We start from the raw sequence: 16,452 nt of genomic DNA on the forward strand, positions 1-16,452 counted from the left end.
CTTTACAAAAGTTTACATTTTTTCTCATTATAGTCAGGTTTAATTGAACCGCCAAGACGCCAAGGACGCGCCCGAGAGGGAGAGAAACGATTGATTCAAGCGGATAAATGGTGAGGTGGCTTGAAGTGGGAGGGGGTGCGCCGGCCATCGGTGTCAACTTAAGCTCCTGGCGATTGAAATCGCGGCACTACAACCAAGTCCGCCTACGCGGACTTAAGAGAAGAGCTAGAATCTTAAAACCCGCGCAGGCGGGTTTTGTCTGTATAGCTGCGGTTTCAACCGCCCAGAGACTGCGGGACACAGCTTAAGTTGACACCAGTGGTGCGCCGGCGCGCACCTCACCCCTACTTGCGCCGGAAGAGAGCGAAATGCTCCTCGCCCTGACGTGCCGGCACGGACTCCGCCGGCGGCTCTAGAGAGAGGATGTCAAAATATCCGGAAAAATACTTCTCGATTTCTGCCGGCGTGACGCCAAAAGGTGGCCCACCGGCACGCGAGTGGGTGAAAAACAGGCCAATCAGTATCCCGCCCGGACGCAATAGAGAATGAACTAGCCGGACATACTCTGGGCGCTTCTCCGGTAAGATAGCGCAGAAGCAGGTATGCTCCACCACAAAATCAAAATATCCGGTAAATTCATCAACTAAATCAAAAATGTCCCGCTGGAGGAACCGGGCGGAGATGCCGGCATCTCGGGCGAGACGGGTGGCGGCGGCGATAGCGGAAGGGGCGAAGTCAAATCCCACCACCTCAAACCCGCGAGAGGCAAACAGCAGCGCCTCGTAACCGCGCCCGCAGCCCAAAACCGCCACGCGCCCATCAGCGGGAGCCCCAGGCGAGTTCAACAAATTAACAAAAGCAGGTGCCGGCTGGCCAATATCCCAGCGCGTTGTTCCTTCCTGATATCGCTGTTCCCAAAAACTCGGACTTTCAAACTCACTCATCATCTCTCAATTTTAGATTTTGGATTTTGGATTTTGGATTGAAGAAAGGACAGTAAAGCCTTTTCAGCCCTAGGGAAAAATACTAGCTATCTCAACTAGAGCGCCTCTCAATCCAGCGTGGGAATTTCAGAACGCACCTTACGGCTGTGAGAGACGCGATAGGGATTATTCTCCTTCTGCGCCGTTGGCGTTCGTGCGGTTCTTCAAACCTTCCAAACCTTCCTGCAACCGGCGCTCCTTAAGCTTCAGCAAAATTTCAGCGTGCACCTCGCGGGTGAGCGGATAGAAATAAGCCAGCACCATACCGGCAATCAAAGCCAGAGTCGGCAAAGGCCCAATAGAAACGCGAATTGCCAGCAGCACAGCATCCGGCTGCACCGGCATCGCGATTTTTGGTGTCGGCTGAACATACCCAGCCAGTTCCAACCTTTGCAGCACCAAAAACACCGCAATTCCCAAACAGACCTTTTGCAAGAATACAATAAAACTGTAAAAAATGCCTTCGCGGCGCTGCCCCGTGTTGAGTTCATCCAGCTCAATCACATCGGGAAGCATCGACCACGGAATCAGATAAGCCGTAGAAACGCCAAACCCCGCCATCACCGCCAGGACATACATCAGTCCCAGTTGACCGGGCTGCAAAAAAAACAGGCCTGCTTGAGCGATAATCCAGATAGACATGCCCATAAAATAAACCGCTTTTTTGCCAAAACGCTTGCTGAGGTAGCTCCAGACAAAAAGCATGGTGATGGCGGTTCCCTGTACGGCGAGGATGACTTGCACAATCACCTGGCTGATAACCTGCGGGTCGTCGCTCGGACGCATCCAGCTGCGAACAAAGTATGGTATAATAGCAGCGGTGAGCTGAACCGCCAGCCAAGAGCACAGGTAAATGCCCACCACAAACAAGAACGCCCGGTTGCTGAACGCAACCCGCAGCTGTTCCAGCACCGGCATCGACACAGGAACCTCTTCCTCTGGGTGTTGCTGCGCCACTGCCGCCAGGCGGGCGCGGGTTCCCAACACACACAAATACAGTGGCACCACGGAGAGCAGCGCACAGACAATGCCCATGACTAAATACTGATTTCGCCCATCAGGAACCAAACGGGTGATGATTCCGAAAACAACCGCCGACAGGATGCTTCCCCCAATCGAGAAAGTAAACCGAAAGCTGTTGAGGCTAGTGCGTTCGTCGTAGTCTTTAGTCAGTTCTGGGGTGAGGGCGGTGTAGGGTAAATTGACGACAGTGTAGAAAGCGTTAAAAAAAATCGAGATAGCGGTATAATACCAGAACAGCCCCCACTGATTTGTACTGGGGAGGGGCACCACCCACTGCAAAAAGAAGAAAATCCCAAACGGAATCGCGCCAAATATCATCCAGGGATAGCGGCGTCCCCAGCCACTCTGAGTGCGATCGCTGAGTACGCCGACAATTGGGTCATTGACGGCATCCCAAAATTTGCCAACCAGCTGCGTCAAGCCGGCTAACCCCGGCGCTAAACCGGCAACATCGGTGAGGAAGGGGGACAGGTAAAAAATCAGAATGTTCGCAGTGATAGCGGAGCCTAAATCCCCCGCACCGTAGGCCAGTTTTGTCAAGAAACTCAGCTTTTCGGTTGCCGGTGCGGCGGGAGGAGGGGCATAAGAGGGTGTTTCAGTCATTAGTTAGAATAGGGGTGCACACGTGAAGGGTTAATCATAAAAAATATTATCCCGCGCAGGCGGGTTTTAGCAATGTGCGGGCAGAATTGATTTGTCTGGGAGCGGGGCGACGCAGTGTCTCCCTGTGTTCTCCCTATCTTAATATAGTGTGCTGCGGACGCTTTCAGGGCGGGGCGAGTGCCAGATTTCTGCCGGTCTGCTTTGATTCAACCCGCCCTCACCGGGGCGCATGAATGGCCCAGACTGCAGGGCGGGCAATCGGCTTTCCTGAAGAGCGGGGCGCTCACAGCGATAACATGCCGGCGGGCAAGAGCAGCCGGCTGTAAGGATATTTTAAGAGTGTGTCAGCCGGTGCTGTGCTTTTATCATAGAGAGCAGGATTTAATCCTGGATTCTTGACGCAAAGCAGTAGGACACGGTATAATGAGATACGTTAGCGAACCATGCCGACCGATCGAGTTGAAAATAGTGCTTGATTTCTTATCCGTCTTTGAGACTTCCGACACGGTTGCCAAGCGAAACAGGAAATTGAGCTTAAAGCAGCTGTCATCGGCGCTGAGCGTGAAAGCGCTCTGGGTTTAAGTAGGTGCCAAAACACCGAAGAGAGACGTTCGCGTTCATAGTGCTTTCGGGATCTTCCTGAAAGCTTTGCGGGATACCGCCTCTATCACTTTTACGGGTGATAGTGCTCTCGTTGCGTTGTCCGGGGTTATCCGGGATAATGTCGCGTAAATGTATCAGAAGCCTAAATCTCTCCTGACTTGTCCGAAATATGCGCGACCTTTATGTTTCTTGGTCGGAGTACCACCACAAAATTGAGCAATTAGCTGCCAAAATTTATGAGTCCGGCTGGCAGTTCAACCAAATTGTCTGCATTGCCAGAGGGGGGCTGCGGGTTGGCGATATCCTCTCCCGGATTTACCGGCAGCCCCTGGCAATTTTAGCGGTATCGTCTTATGGGGGTGCCGGCGGTCTAGTGCGTGGCGCTGTCAAGCTCTCGAACCACCTGACGATGACCGCCGGCAAGCTGGGCAGTCACGTCCTCTTAGTCGATGATTTGGTGGATTCGGGCATTTCCCTGGAGCGAACCGTCAGCTGGCTGTGGAGCCACCACGGCGCTGATATTGAGGAAATCCGCACGGCTGTGATTTGGCACAAAGCCTGCTCCTGCGTGACGCCGGATTACTGTGCGGATTACCTCCCTGACAGCCCCTGGATTCACCAGCCCTTTGAGCGCTACGAGCAAATCAGCCCAGCTGAACTTTCTGGGTTGGGGGTTAGGGGTTAGGTGTTGGGGGCATTTGCCCCTAGACGCCAAACAGCCACAGCCACACCGGCAGCAGGAGCAACAAGCCGGCACAGCCAACTGCCAAAGCGGTGACGGCTAAATCGCGGTCGAGATTGTAGACTTCTGCCAGCACGAGGGTGGCAAAGGCCGGCGGCATGGCCATTTGCAGGGCGATCGCCAGCCGCGCCGAGCCGGTGACGCCCACCAGGGGCAAACCGGCTCCCAAAACCAAAGGCACCAGCAGCATTTTAATTCCGAGACTCAGGAAGGCCGGTCGCAGGCTGCGCCTGGAAGATAGCTGCGACAGCCGCATGCCAATCAGCACCAGGGAGAGGGCCAGTGCTGTCCAGGCAAACGCCAGCAAGCCCCGCTCCGCGAGCGCCGGCAGGGGGAGGTCCCGGAAAGCCAAGCCAAACCCGAAGCTCCAGAGCGCGGGATTTTGCAGCATGGCCACAGCTAGCTGCCAGTGACTGCCGGTGCCGGTGCCAAAGCGAGCCGCCAGCGCCACTCCCAACCCATAGGCTCCCAGCAGAGTTCCCAGCATGTCGTAGAACAGCGCCCAGGCGAAATATTTGTCCCCTACTAGGGCGAGCGTGACGGGATAGCCCAGGTAGCCGGTGTTTCCCACCATTGACGCCAGCAGAAAACTGCCCTGGCTGGCATTGCTCCAGGACTTGGCTTTGCCTTCCAGCTTCACCCACGCCCAAGCGAGCCCCGCCCCCAGCAAAATGGCCGCCCACGCCGCCACCGGCGCTATCCAAATCGACCCCGACAAGTCCGCACCGCGCAGAAATGCCACGATGCCGGCAGGCACCCCCACCCAGAAGAGAAACTGTCCCAGATAGGCGGGCGCGCTGGGTGGCAGCGTCCAGCCGAGAACCAATCCCAGGAGGACTCCACCGGCGAGCTTAAGATAGAGGTTGAGCAGTTGAATTCCCATGCGCGGTTGACTGAACGGTCGGCAGTGGTTTACCATTTGACCTTAACCGGCTCTGGGCGGGTGAAGCGGGCGGGCGATTGAAAGCGCAGGGCGGGAGGATTTACTCATCAAAAAAATACGCTCTGGCGGCGCTCAACCCAGTCCGGTTGGGAGTGCCGGTGCCGTTTGTCGGGACTGGATGGGAGTGACGGTGAAGTTATTATCCAGCAAGGATCTCGGATGGAACCGTTTGTGTTGATCAATCTGTCTGCAGATACAATCTGTAATATTGTGTGTTGGATGACGTGCAGGAGTCGCTCCCGTGAATAAGGTTGATTCGTCTGAAAAACTCTCGCAAATCCCCGCACCCGCTGTGGACGACATTCCTGTCGCTTTACGGGACACTCCTCAGTCAAGCTCCCAGCTGCTGGGGCCCAAACAGCTCTTGCTGCTGGCGGGACTGGGATTGGTGGCGCTGGCGCTGTTTGCCGGTTTCGGGTTCGCTGTGATAGAAACGCGCTCTGTGGCGTCTCGCCCAGCGGAACCCGCCACCCCCGCCACCGCCGAGCCGGCTGAGTCGCAAACGGCTGCAGCCACCCCCAGCTCGGCAAACACACTCTTGGGACACTTTCAGTATGAGGAAGCGCCCGCCTCGGAACTGGCACCTGTCTCGGCGGATAGCAGCGTTAAGATGCGCAGAGCAGCCGCTGAAGCCTTTCAAGCTATGCAAGCTGCGGCGTCTGCAGATGGCGTCAGCTTGGTGCCGCTTTCCGCATTTCGCAGCGTGGAAGACCAGCAGCACTTGTTTTTTGATGTTAAGGCGGAACGGGGGCAAACCGCTACTAAGCGGGCGGAAGTCAGCGCCCCTCCGGGCTATAGCGAACACCACACCGGCTATGCGGTGGATATCGGGGATGGCAATGTGCCGGCGGCTAATGTCAGCCCGGATTTTGAACATACCTCTGCTTTTAAGTGGCTGGAAGCTAATGCGGCGCGGTACAGTTTTGAGATTTCTTTCCCGAAAGGTAATGCCCAAGGCGTCAATTACGAGTCCTGGCACTGGCGCTTTGTCGGCGATATCAACAGCTTAGAAACTTTTTACAAAGCTCGCGGCAAGAAATAGTTTTTCCCTCGCTCCAGTAGGGTGCGTTGCTCCCAGCAACGCACCCTACTCTATCCAAATAAAAGTTAAGAAATAATGAGCCCAACTGCGATAAATCTGATTGCAATTACAATTTTTGCCCTGACGGCTTCTAGCCTGCTCGGACCCCTGTTTAATCTGCCACCGGCAGTGCCGGCAATCGCCACTTTTGTGATTTTGGGACTGGCAACCCTGGATACCCTCAGCTCGGCGGGCGCAGGGACTATCCTGATGGACTGGCTTGAGGGGGCTTCCCCGGAGCGCCGCGAGCGGGTTCTCCGCCACGAAGCGGGCCACTTTTTGGTGGCGCATTTGCTGGGCATTAGTGTCACCGGCTACGCTCTCAACGCCTGGGAAGCTTTCCGCCAGGGGCAATCGGCTCAGGGGGGCGTCCGCTTTGAAGATGAGGAATTAGCCGGACAGCTTCAGAGTGGCGTACTGTCCTCCCAAATGCTAGAACGCTATTGCACTGTGTGGATGGCAGGAATTGCGGCTGAAAACTTCGTGTATGGCCGTGCGGGGGGCGGGACGGAAGACCGGCAGAAACTGAGAGCGGTGCTGGCGCAGTTGCGGCGTCCTGAGCAGGCTCCGCTGAAGGAGCGCTGGGCTTGCCTGCAGGCGCGGACGCTAATCGAATCCCACCAGCCGGCTTATGAAGCGCTGGTGGCGGCGATGGCGCAGCGGCTGCCGGTGGCTGAGTGCTGTCAGGTGATTGAGCGCCACCGGCGGGAATCGGCAGCAAAATCTGTTTGATCCCCAACCCCAGACAGCCTTTTTGTTACCCTCCCTCTGCGGCTGAAGCGCCTGAAGGGGTTTATATAGCCTCTCTCATATTAGTGAGGTACTGAGAAACCCGGTTTCTTAAAGAAACCGGGTTTCTGAAGCGCAGTTCATCCAACTGAGAAACGCTATCAAATCATTACCTCTGCGGAACTCCCTTCTATTGCGGCTGTTGGGATTCATCGTCTTTGTCTCTGTCTTTGTCTTTTTTGTGTTCCGCCAGCAGCTGTTTCACTCGCGCCTTCATTTGGGCGTGTTTGGTGACTCCTTCGTAGGCGTAGCGGTTGTAGCCGCCGCGCTGAATCAGTTTTTGCAGGTAGCTAATCCGCTCATTTGTGGCGGGGTGAGTTGAGAAGAAGCTCTCGAAGGAGTTTCCCCCTCCTTTTTGCTCTTTGAGCGTTACCATCAAGTTGTGCAAACCGTCGGCGGCGTAACCGCCGGCGACGAGCATGCGAGTGCCGAGAATGTCCGCCTGACGCTCTTGATCTCGGCTGTAGTCGAGCATGACTAAATCGGTGAGGGGTCCGCCAAAGGGGATGTATTGGGTGAGGTTGGCGAGCAAGGAACCTTCGGTGAGCTGCTGGAAGGCGTGGGAAAGTACGGCATGGGCTAATTCGTGGCTGAGCAAGCCGGCGAGTTCGGCTTCTGAGTCGGTGTGCAGGATTGCTCCCGCATTGACGAATACTTTGCCTCCGGGTAGGGCAAAGGCGTTCAAGTCTTCGTCGAGGACAACATAGAATTCGTACTCAAACTTTCGTCCGCTGAGTTTGGCTAATTTGTCGCCGAGTTCTCTGACATAGCCGGTGACGGCTTCATCTTCGACGAGTTTGAGCTGGCGCTTTGCAGAATTTGCCACGCGCTCTCCTAAGGCGTTTTCCCCTTGCATGAGCAAGGCGGCGGTTTGAACGGCGGAAAAGGCTCCCAGGGGACTGCCGGTGAGGGCAAACCCTAAAACGCCGGTGATGCCACCGGCAATGGCGTTGCCGGTTATTTTCTTCCGCAGCTGGGAGCGAAAGCGGTCCAGGTTCTTGTCTGCTAGCTCGGTAAATTCCGCTGCTTGCGGGCTGTCGGGGTTGAGCAGGGCAAATTGCCTCGCCGCGACGGAGGCTTCCAGCCACTGCTCGCGGTTGCCAAGCTCCTCAATTCTGGCTTTGAGCAAATCCGGGTGGTTGGGAAACATCGCCGTCGCTCGCTCCAGGATGCTCAAGGCAGTGTCCTCTCCGTTATACTGTTCTACAGCTCGGGCGTACAGCAACTGTCCGGGAATGAATTCGGGATGGCGCTCGACTAGCATTTTCAGGGGGATGAGGATTCGGGTTGCTAGCCCCATCTCCCAGCCGGCTTGGGCTTCCCGCCAGTAGACTTTTCCTGCGGGTGAGAGTTGCTCTGGATCTGAGAATGGCTCTGGGAGTTTCTCGGTAACGCCAAGCTGCGACTCTTGGGGAAAGGGGGGTTTGACTTGCCGGTACAGTTTCTCGGCTGCTGCGACATCTCCCGCTAGATAGAGTTTGTCCGCTTCGGCGAGTTTTTGCTGGGCTTCGGATAGGGCTTCGGTTTCTGGGGCGGGTTGGGTGGCGGCACCGGCAGGAGCAGGCGCTGTGGCTGCCGGTTCTGCTAGAATCTGGGGAGTTGGCTGCAGCACCACTAGGCTGAGGGCGATGAGGTTTTGCCAGATGGGTTTCATAGGGGCTGGGCTATCTTTTTAGTTCTAGTGTACCGGCGCGGGAAAGAACCCCCCAGGTTCTCTCGCGGAACAGCCGCTGATTTTTCTGCGCCCGCTTCTATTGGCGCTGCGCCGGCACTGCCCCCCCTTAGGGAGCCGGCGGGAAAATTTTGTAAGATTTTCGGACAATTTGAGCTATCTTGAGGTAAGATGGCAGTTGCAAAGATTGTGGGAGATGACAAGCTATGCCCGAAGACTATTCCAGCCTCTGGTTCGAGGAGAAAATGCTGGAGTTAGTAAACCAGCGGCGGGGTCAGGAATTACTGGATTTGTCTGACAGAATATTGGCAGAAAACCCCAAGAAATATAGCGCCTGGATGGGGCGTTTTTTTGCCCTGTGGCTGCTCCAAAGGTTCGATGAGGCATCGGAGGCTCACCAGAAGGCATTTGACTGCATGACGCCTGAGCAGCTGAGAATGTTCGGTGAAGTTATGGCTGAGAGGGCCGATGAATTTACTGAGGTTTATGAGGAGAAATTGGACGATCTAGCTCTGGAGCAAGAAAAAATCGGTTTTAGTTCGGAATCAGAGCGGCGCGAATATTATCAGGAGAGCGAGAGAATTTTGAATGAGATGAAGGAAGGTGCGGAGGGCTTTAAGCGGATATTCCCCCCAGAGAAGGGGCGCTCTAAGAAGAAGAAGAAGAAGGGCGATATCTCCTGATATAGCAGTAGCCACTTAGGTGAGGACATTAATGGCATGGCGCATGGGGCATGGCGTATGGAGCATGGCGCATAGGGAAGACTCACAGCTTTTGCCCAATGCGATGATGCGATGATGCGATGATGCGATGATGCGATGATGCGATGATGCGATGATGCGATGATGCGATGATGCCCATATCCTCCAGTTTTGGCATCAAGCGCCAGATTTGTAACCGCAAAGGGGATACTGGACGCCTGTACGGTGCGGCGGGAAATCTGGTGTCCACTCGCAGTTATGGCAATGCGGCGCAAAAGTTGCCGGTGAACCCATTATAGCAGCACCAGTTTAGGACAGGGCCTCTCACTTTTTAGTAGGAACAGGGACAGGCGAGACGCCTGTCCTACGTCCTAACCTAAGTGGTTACTGCGAGACAAGATGTTGACGGGGGAAATATGTCTTTAGAGGCGGAGATTCAGAAGGTAAAGGATGAGCTTGCGGTTCCGGGGATGACGGTTGTGGCGGACTCCCAGCATGTGGCTGACCAAACCGCTCTGGGTGGCTCTGTGAGCTTTGCGGAGGCTCTGCGCAGTGCGATTGCGAGCGTTCTTGAATATGGGGACAGGATTGACAGTCTGGTTGGCTTGGTTCAGAACGATCCCGGAGCCTACGAGCTAGCCGGTGACCCGGATATCGCCGCTATCACTGAGTTTCTTCGCCAGCGCATGAACCAGCCAAGTTCCCAGGTTATCTTGCTCGATCCGGAGTATCGATTTCTTCCTGAGGAGGGGGAAACCGTTGACGAGAACTGGATCTTTCGCCTGGAAATGCCGGATACCTTCTCGGGTTTGACGTGGGCGATTGTCCCTCGCTCGGGAACCGAGCCGGCTTATAACTACAATTTCGACTAGGCACCGGCATCCCCCACAGGTGGACAGCTCGCCGGCACCCCCCCACACGCGCCGGCGAGCCCGCAAACCCTTGCGGATGCGGGATTTTGCCAATTTGCCGGCAAGTGCTTGACAATCTGCCGGCTGCTGTGCTATACTGCCTGCACAGGCAAAAATAGATAAAAAAGTCGGTTATCACAATCGGCAGCAATTTTAGAAGCCCCTCAAAAGCCATTCAAGCTTTTGAGCGGGACGTGCATAACTGCAATAACCAGTCAGGCGACTAGGGAAACCAATATAAGATTTCCGACGCCCCCTGACTCAGGAAAGAAGAGAAACGGGACTGCTAATTCATTTGATCCAGCAGCAAATTAGAGAAAAAGGAGTCAGGGTGGGATGAAAACTCGTTGGGATTGGCAAACTCTGGTAGACGCCGGCTTCCTCAACCGGCTGATTGGCAAGGTAGAGATTGCTAAGGTCATAAAGGTGGCGGTGAATAAAATTATCGGCTGGCGGGAGTACAAGGGGCGGTTGCTTGTCTCGATTAAGGGGATGGGTGGCAGATTTGTCGGGTACTGGCAGTTTGAGGCGACGATTAAGCGCCTGCTGAGGGCGATGGGCGAGATTGCCGACTGGGAAACCTGGAAAGCGGTGCGTTTGGGGATGCGGTTGGGGCTGAAGCGCTACCGGCACAGCGCATGGGCGCGAGTGGCGATTGAGGGGGCGATTGAGCGCAGAGATGGGTATTTTTCCAGGAAGCGGATGTGCCGCCGGTGGGCGGATGGCTTTATTGAAACGATTCAGCGGTGTTTCGATCGCAAATCTTTGGGGGCGGTGAGTCAGGCGTTTAAGGAGCAGCGCCGGCTGTACGAGCGGGAATTCCCCGAAGAGATTGAGCGGGTGCTGGCTGTCAAGAGGGAGCAGTGGGCCGGTCTGCGTCACGCTATCGTTATATAGCAAGCAACTATAGCCGTTTTCATCTGAGTGAGGTACTGAGAAACCCGGTTTCTTTAAGAAACCGGGTTTCTGGCACGGTCCGGTCGGCTGCACACCCTTTCCCCCACCGGCACTCCGCCATCAGTAAATCCAGAAATAAGCAATCGCCAAAGTCACCAAAGTCAGCGGTAAGCCAAACCGCAAATGCTCGCGGAAAGACAGCAGGTAACCCTGTCGCGCCACCGCCTCAGCGACAATCAAATTCGCCACCGAACCCAGCAGCGTCAGATTGCCGGCGAGGGTAGACGCCGCCGCCAGCAGCAGCCACGCTTGCGTGTCGCCGCCGGGGATAAGCGGCTGCAAAACCAGCACCGCCGGCACGTTGGATATCAAATTCGACAGCACCACTGTCACCCCCAGCAGCCCTGCAGGCGTGCCGGTGAAGCCGGCGAACCCCCGCAGCAATCCCAGTCGCTCAGTCGCTTCGGTAATGACAAACAAGCCGGCAAACATCACCAGCAAGTTCCAATCCACCGCCGCCAACAGCCGCTGCGCCTTCACCCGCCGGCTCAGCAGCAGCACAGCGGCGGCTATCCAGGCGGATTCCGCCAGGGGTGCGCCGGCTAAAAACGCCACCAGCAGAGCGCCGGTGACAGCAAGGCTTTTCAGCAGCAGCGGTTTGAAGAGCCGGTAGCGCGCCGGCTCGCGGCTGGGGTAAGGCTGGAGCGAGCGCACCTCCGGATACAGCCAGCACAGCCACCCCACCTGCACGCACAAGCTGAATAAGGCTACCGGCGTCAGCGCTCTGGCAAAATCCAGGTAGCCAATCCCGGAAAAAGAACCGATGAGCAAGTTTTGCGGGTTTCCGCTTACGGTTGCGACGGAGCCGAGGTTGGTCCCACCCGCCAAGGCGAGCAGGTAGGGAATCGGGTTGAGGGAGAGCGAGCGCGTCAAATTGACGGTTAGCGGTGTCAGGAGAATGGCGATGGTGTCGTTGAGAAACAGCGCCGACAGGAAGCCGCTCCCGAAGGTGAGGGCGACGAGCAAGCCGAAGGGGCTTTTGGTGATGCCGGTGATGAATTCCAGGGCGAGCTGAAAGAAGCCAGAGCCGGCGAGACTGGCATTGACAATCATCATGGAGAGCAAGAAAATGATGATGCCCGGATCTATGGCTTGCCAAGCTTCTTTGAGGCTCATCGCGCCGGAAGCGATGATAAAGCCGGCTCCCACCAAAGCAATGCCGGCGCGGTTGAGGCGCAGGCTGGGAATGTATCCCAGCCCCAATCCCAAGTAAGTCAGCGCCAGTAAGGTGTATTGCAGGAATTTCATCTCAATTTGAGATTTTTGGGTTAAAGTTTATAGCAGTGCCCCATGCCCATGTCCTAACCTAAGTGCATATTGCTATAAAACATAAGTTTTGCCAATCAATTTTATCGCAAACTCACTTGAGTGAAGTGCGCCCCAGAAACCCGGTTTCTCTAATAAACCGGGTTTTTCAGTTCCTTATAAACCCCACACCGGCAAGTAGCCTTTGGCATCTGCGAGCGCCTTCTCAAAGTTAGCTAAAACATCGCTCTCTCTGAGAACAATTTTTTCCTGCTCCAGCAAAGCTCTGCCATCTCGGAAAATCTCATCTCGATGGATATGATATAATTTAGGAAGGGTTTCTGGATTGGGCAAAAAGGTTTGGCCAATGGGGTGGGGCGTCTCGAAGGAAAAGCTAAATTCTGGGAACTGCTCGGTTTTAATTTCTAAGTAGTAGAGCGAATAGTAATCCTTTTCTTCGCTGTAATGGCATTTGGGACATTTGAGGACGGTTTCCCGATTATAAGAGAAATACTCCAACTCGTTATAAAAATCAGACCTGTACCTGATAAGGAGGTGTTTGGAGCAAAGTGCAAGAAAGATTTTATCGGCTTTCTCTGGACGGTAAAAGAAAAGTTTGCTCCAGGGAGTTTTGCAAAGTAACTCTACCGCTTGATTCCGGCGCTCTTGCCACTCATCTCTGCGCTGGCTGTAAAGAAAATCATTTGTTCTCGCTTTGTCTATTTTGAGTTGATTTTCTTGCGCCCAGCGCTCCGCCCATACTGTCCAGTATGCCAGCTGGAGGACAGCGGAAATTTCGGGAGAGCCTTTTTTCCGCCACTCGGATTTTATCCCATCCCAAGATGAACTAAAATCTTGTCTGGCTTTCTTGTTTCTTTTGCGAGTTTCGCTAGCGGCTTGCGAGGCGATTTGCCGCTTCTGCTTAATGAGGGCTTCGTAGTCGTCTCGCCACTTCTGGATTTTGGCTTTGTCTTGTGATAACTCGATCGCAAAACGGCGTTCGTGAAGGGGATATTTCCAGCCCTTGCCATAATCATCTAAAAAAAAGTTGTGTCTGAGGATGGGTATTTTGCCTTCGTTAATCCAGCGAATTCGTTCGGTTGGGGTGCAGCCGAGAAGTTCATCTAATTCTTCGGGCTCGACGGCTAATTCATATTCAAAGGTTTTCAGGAATCTTTCTTCCTCGGCGGGATCATTTTGGAAGATGTTGATGATTTTGGAGATCAGGGATTCCATGGGTTCCCTGTAGTTGTTGGGTGTTCCTAGGAATTTTAGGAGCTGGAAGTGAAAGAATCGGTCGGTGGTGATCAGATGTTCTATCATGGGTGGGGTTGAGTTGGTTCTGTTCTACTATACACTAGGTTAGGAGATTTGTAAACCCCCACAGGACGCTAATGACGCCCGTGGGGAGGGGGAAAAGGTTTTTAGAGGTTCAGCCATGAAGGTTTTGTTCTATTGTGCACTAAGTTAGGCGGCTTGTGAACTGCCAAGACGTCAAGGACGCCAAAGGGGGGGAGGGGAGAGAGTTGTTTGGGGTTGTAGCTGTGAGAGCCAGTCTGGCGCGGCTTTTGGGGAGCGCAGGTGAATTGCGGTGAGATGGGTGTATTCAGGTTGCTTGAGGAGGATGGGGAATTCTTTTCGCCTTTGGGGGTGTGTCTTGATTGCCCACAGGAGGACGGAATCGCGGCTGAAGGTTGTGGCGAGTGTTTCGCGGTTCCCATTCCAGAGTTGCTCTCGCGCCAGCACGCGCCGAACTGTGCGCCGCACGAGCCGGTGTAGGACCACCGGCAAGGGATAGTCGAGCCACACTACTGTGTCAGCGCGACTCCAGATGATGTCTCGCACTTGGCTGTAATTGCCATCCACAACCCAGCTGTTTCTGCTGAGTGCCGGTGCTAGGCGCTCTCGGAAGAGGGGAGTTGGGATTTCTGTCCAATTGGGTTCCCAGTGGATAGCATCGAGTTCGATATGGGGAATGGTAAGGCGATGTGCGAGCTGACGGGCTAGGGCTGTTTTGCCAGAGCCGGTTGTGCCAACCACAGCAATGCGCTGAGGGCAATTCTGGGGACTCTCAGGTGAAAGACGATCCATTTGAGGGTAGAATGCAAAAAAATGAGCTTCGCCAGAGTTACGAGCTCTGTGAAGCTTGGATCAATGTCTTTTCACAGACCAAGGAGGTCTGAATGAGTAAAATTGTAGCGCAACCGGGGCAGCGCATCAAGCTGACCTACGAGTCCAGGGACTTTGAGGTGATTGTCATCGATCCCAACGGTTTGGGCCAAGGCCAGCCCACCGTGGGGCTGGGGTTCCGCATGATAGAGAAGTATGTGGGCATCAACAGCAACACGCTTTCTAGCTGGGTGGTCACGCAAAATGGCGATCACAGCCTGAAACTCCCTTCTGGCAAGACTTTCAATGTGATCAAGATTTTTTCGCCGGCGGACGGGAACACCTATATGGTGCTGGAAGCCTCGGACTGGGTTGCTTTGGTGGCTGACGTGATCAAGCACCCAGGCCGTATCTCTAAAGCTACAATCGCGAAGGTGGTGGACTTCCTCACCTGGTTTGCGATTAAGGGCTTCTACGCGGATGTGTACGCTGCTGTCAAGGGCGGATACTTGCCCAAAGACAGCCGAAATCTGACTCGCTGGCTGGAATCGCGACGCCGGGGTGTCCCTATCCGCAATGATTACACTGACCTTTTGGACTCTCTCGGTTGCAAACCCATAGAGTTTGCCCGGTGGACGGATTATGTTTACCTGGGTTTGTTTGGAGTGAAGGCTGCTAAGATGAGAGAAATTTGGGAGCGTCAAGCCGGCGATCGTCGCATTGCCCGTAACTATATCCCAGAATCTGAGGGTTTGGAAGCGGTGCGTTTCTGCGAGGATATGGTGGTGCGGATTTATGTGGATAATCTCCAGGAATCCCACGACCATGCAATTCTGTGGACTCGCCGAAAGTTTGCTAAGTTGCTAGCTGAGTACGAAGCTGTTGAATCCTAGCTGTGGGGTGCGTTCCGCACTGACATTGCCGGTGTATGGGCGATGTGTTGTGCCGGCGGAACGCACTTTGCTGATTAGATCCCAGGCGATTGAAATCGCGGCTATACAAACGAAGTCCGCCTCCCTTGGACTTCAGAAAAGTAGGCGGAATGCACTTTGCTGATTAGATCCCTGGCGATTGAAATCGCAGCTATACAAACGAAGTCCGCCTTCGCGGACTTCAGAAAAGTAGTGTTAAATCCGCCCCCCGCCTTCTGTAGGGGCGGGTTCACCCGAAATCTTTGAGACACAGCGCAGGATTGTACTAAACCCACCCCCGCCTGCAGTGCTGTCGGGTGCGTTCCGCATTGCCGGTGTATGGGCGATGTGTTGTATCGGCGGAACGCACTTTGCTAACTAGATCCCAGGCGATTGAAAGAGACTGTTGGCGAATTGATAGGGGGCTCTAACCCACAAGTGTTGAATCTTAACAATTCGACATAAAAAAAGCGCCCAAAACGTGCTATGATTTGGGCTACGGTCAAATCAATCCTGTTAATAACCTGTGCTCAACTCATTCTCTAAGATTGTCCAAAATCGTTTGGCTTCTTTGCCTAAAAATGATTATCCTGTCCTTAACACCCGCTTGTTTATGTCCATATGGTTGAGCTATGCAATGGATAAAAGCTTGACCAGTATGAGAGATATATTCAAGCGACTAAATGGAACTGGCTATGAGCTAGATATTTCAACTTTCTCCAAAGCTAATGCGTCCAGAAGTCAAGAGCCATTTCTGAGACTTTATCAACAACTTAATGAGGAAATTTGCCGTCAAAAAAGCCTTCAAAAATATGAGCTGTGTCCTATTGATTCAACTGTCATTACTCTAACGAGTAAATTGCTATGGCTGCAAGAATACTACCAAGTAAAGCTTGTTAGCTCCTTAAATTTAACCACAGGAGTTCCAGAAGAAAACTTAATAAATTTTGGATACGACTCTGACTACAGATATGGAAAAGAGATGTTAGCTAGTTTGCCCCCAAACGGTGTAGGGGTAATGGATCGGGGGCTTTTCTAGTTTAAAATTTTTACGGCTCGCCCAGCAGTCAAACAAGTATTTTGTCTTGCGCATACCTAACAACTACAAACTTCAATTTTCTGAAAATAAGGGGCAGTTTCTAGTTGGGACAGGCAAGGACTCAGGAATATATAGAGTTG

At 54.0% G+C, this 16,452-nt stretch carries 15 protein-coding genes and 2 pseudogenes; 10 read left to right on the forward strand and 7 right to left on the reverse strand.

Features of this window, described 5'->3' with window-relative positions; all coding sequences use genetic code 11:
- Nucleotides 1-344: 344 nt before the first annotated feature.
- Nucleotides 345-947, reverse strand: a complete 603-nt coding sequence (locus OSC10802_RS0122120) for a methyltransferase domain-containing protein (protein WP_198525159.1) — start codon at nt 945-947, stop codon at nt 345-347.
- Nucleotides 948-1,109: 162 nt separating this feature from the next.
- Nucleotides 1,110-2,609 carry an MFS transporter gene (locus OSC10802_RS0122125; protein ID WP_017718954.1) on the reverse strand — a complete coding sequence of 500 codons (1,500 nt, stop codon included), beginning with the start codon at nt 2,607-2,609 and terminating at the stop codon, nt 1,110-1,112.
- Between the two features lie 618 nt (nt 2,610-3,227).
- Between OSC10802_RS0122125 and OSC10802_RS56630 the strand changes: the two are divergent.
- Both OSC10802_RS56630 and OSC10802_RS0122135 read left to right on the forward strand, forming a co-directional pair.
- Nucleotides 3,228-3,341, forward strand: a pseudogene (locus OSC10802_RS56630) (RNA-guided endonuclease TnpB family protein); the annotation flags it as partial.
- 40 nt (nt 3,342-3,381) lie between these two features.
- Entirely contained in the window at nt 3,382-3,897 is a 516-nt protein-coding gene (locus tag OSC10802_RS0122135; protein WP_017718956.1) for a phosphoribosyltransferase, read from the forward strand.
- 19 nt (nt 3,898-3,916) lie between these two features.
- Here OSC10802_RS0122135 and OSC10802_RS0122140 read toward each other — a convergent pair whose 3' ends face one another.
- Nucleotides 3,917-4,837 carry an AEC family transporter gene (locus tag OSC10802_RS0122140; protein ID WP_017718957.1) on the reverse strand — a complete coding sequence of 307 codons (921 nt, stop codon included), beginning with the start codon at nt 4,835-4,837 and terminating at the stop codon, nt 3,917-3,919.
- Nucleotides 4,838-5,138: 301 nt separating this feature from the next.
- On the opposite strand from OSC10802_RS0122140, the gene OSC10802_RS0122145 reads away from it, so the two are divergent.
- Together OSC10802_RS0122145 and OSC10802_RS0122150 are read left to right on the forward strand one after the other, a co-directional pair.
- Nucleotides 5,139-5,939 carry a M15 family metallopeptidase gene (locus OSC10802_RS0122145; protein ID WP_044170181.1) on the forward strand — a complete coding sequence of 267 codons (801 nt, stop codon included), beginning with the start codon at nt 5,139-5,141 and terminating at the stop codon, nt 5,937-5,939.
- A gap of 75 nt (nt 5,940-6,014) precedes the next feature.
- Nucleotides 6,015-6,710 carry a hypothetical protein gene (locus OSC10802_RS0122150; protein ID WP_017718959.1) on the forward strand — a complete coding sequence of 232 codons (696 nt, stop codon included), beginning with the start codon at nt 6,015-6,017 and terminating at the stop codon, nt 6,708-6,710.
- 187 nt (nt 6,711-6,897) lie between these two features.
- Here the strand turns inward: OSC10802_RS0122150 and OSC10802_RS0122155 are convergent, their stop codons facing one another.
- On the reverse strand, nt 6,898-8,421 hold the full coding sequence (locus tag OSC10802_RS0122155) for a M48 family metalloprotease (protein ID WP_017718960.1): 1,524 nt from the start codon (nt 8,419-8,421) through the stop codon (nt 6,898-6,900).
- Nucleotides 8,422-8,645: 224 nt separating this feature from the next.
- Here OSC10802_RS0122155 and OSC10802_RS0122160 point away from each other — a divergent pair, with 224 nt between their 5' ends.
- The 4 genes from OSC10802_RS0122160 to OSC10802_RS0122170 all read left to right on the forward strand — a co-directional run bounded on the left by OSC10802_RS0122160 (nt 8,646) and on the right by OSC10802_RS0122170 (nt 10,948).
- Nucleotides 8,646-9,122, forward strand: coding sequence for a hypothetical protein (locus tag OSC10802_RS0122160; protein ID WP_017718961.1), 477 nt, complete (start codon nt 8,646-8,648; stop codon nt 9,120-9,122).
- Nucleotides 9,123-9,289: 167 nt separating this feature from the next.
- Nucleotides 9,290-9,439, forward strand: coding sequence for a hypothetical protein (locus OSC10802_RS50630; RefSeq protein WP_155968201.1), 150 nt, complete (start codon nt 9,290-9,292; stop codon nt 9,437-9,439).
- 81 nt (nt 9,440-9,520) lie between these two features.
- On the forward strand, nt 9,521-10,012 hold the full coding sequence (locus tag OSC10802_RS0122165) for a hypothetical protein (RefSeq protein ID WP_155968203.1): 492 nt from the start codon (nt 9,521-9,523) through the stop codon (nt 10,010-10,012).
- A 375-nt stretch (nt 10,013-10,387) separates the two neighbouring features.
- Entirely contained in the window at nt 10,388-10,948 is a 561-nt protein-coding gene (locus OSC10802_RS0122170) for a hypothetical protein (protein ID WP_017718963.1), read from the forward strand.
- Nucleotides 10,949-11,068: 120 nt separating this feature from the next.
- Here OSC10802_RS0122170 and OSC10802_RS0122175 read toward each other — a convergent pair whose 3' ends face one another.
- The 3 genes from OSC10802_RS0122175 to OSC10802_RS0122185 form a co-directional block, all read right to left on the reverse strand.
- Nucleotides 11,069-12,256 (reverse strand): anion transporter, encoded by a 1,188-nt coding sequence (locus tag OSC10802_RS0122175; protein WP_017718964.1) that lies wholly within the window; start codon nt 12,254-12,256, stop codon nt 11,069-11,071.
- Between the two features lie 174 nt (nt 12,257-12,430).
- Complete coding sequence (locus OSC10802_RS0122180; protein WP_017718965.1) at nt 12,431-13,489, reverse strand: hypothetical protein; 1,059 nt, start codon at nt 13,487-13,489, stop codon at nt 12,431-12,433.
- 258 nt (nt 13,490-13,747) lie between these two features.
- Complete coding sequence (locus tag OSC10802_RS0122185) at nt 13,748-14,344, reverse strand: P-loop NTPase family protein (RefSeq protein WP_044170182.1); 597 nt, start codon at nt 14,342-14,344, stop codon at nt 13,748-13,750.
- A gap of 92 nt (nt 14,345-14,436) precedes the next feature.
- On the opposite strand from OSC10802_RS0122185, the gene OSC10802_RS0122195 reads away from it, so the two are divergent.
- On the forward strand, nt 14,437-15,255 hold the full coding sequence (locus tag OSC10802_RS0122195) for a hypothetical protein (protein ID WP_017718967.1): 819 nt from the start codon (nt 14,437-14,439) through the stop codon (nt 15,253-15,255).
- A 544-nt stretch (nt 15,256-15,799) separates the two neighbouring features.
- Nucleotides 15,800-16,452: pseudogene (locus OSC10802_RS41215) on the forward strand (transposase); the annotation flags it as partial.

Origin of the sequence: Kamptonema formosum PCC 10802 (assembly GCF_000332335.1) — a bacterium.
Lineage (GTDB): Bacteria > Cyanobacteriota > Cyanobacteriia > Cyanobacteriales > Oscillatoriaceae > Oscillatoria.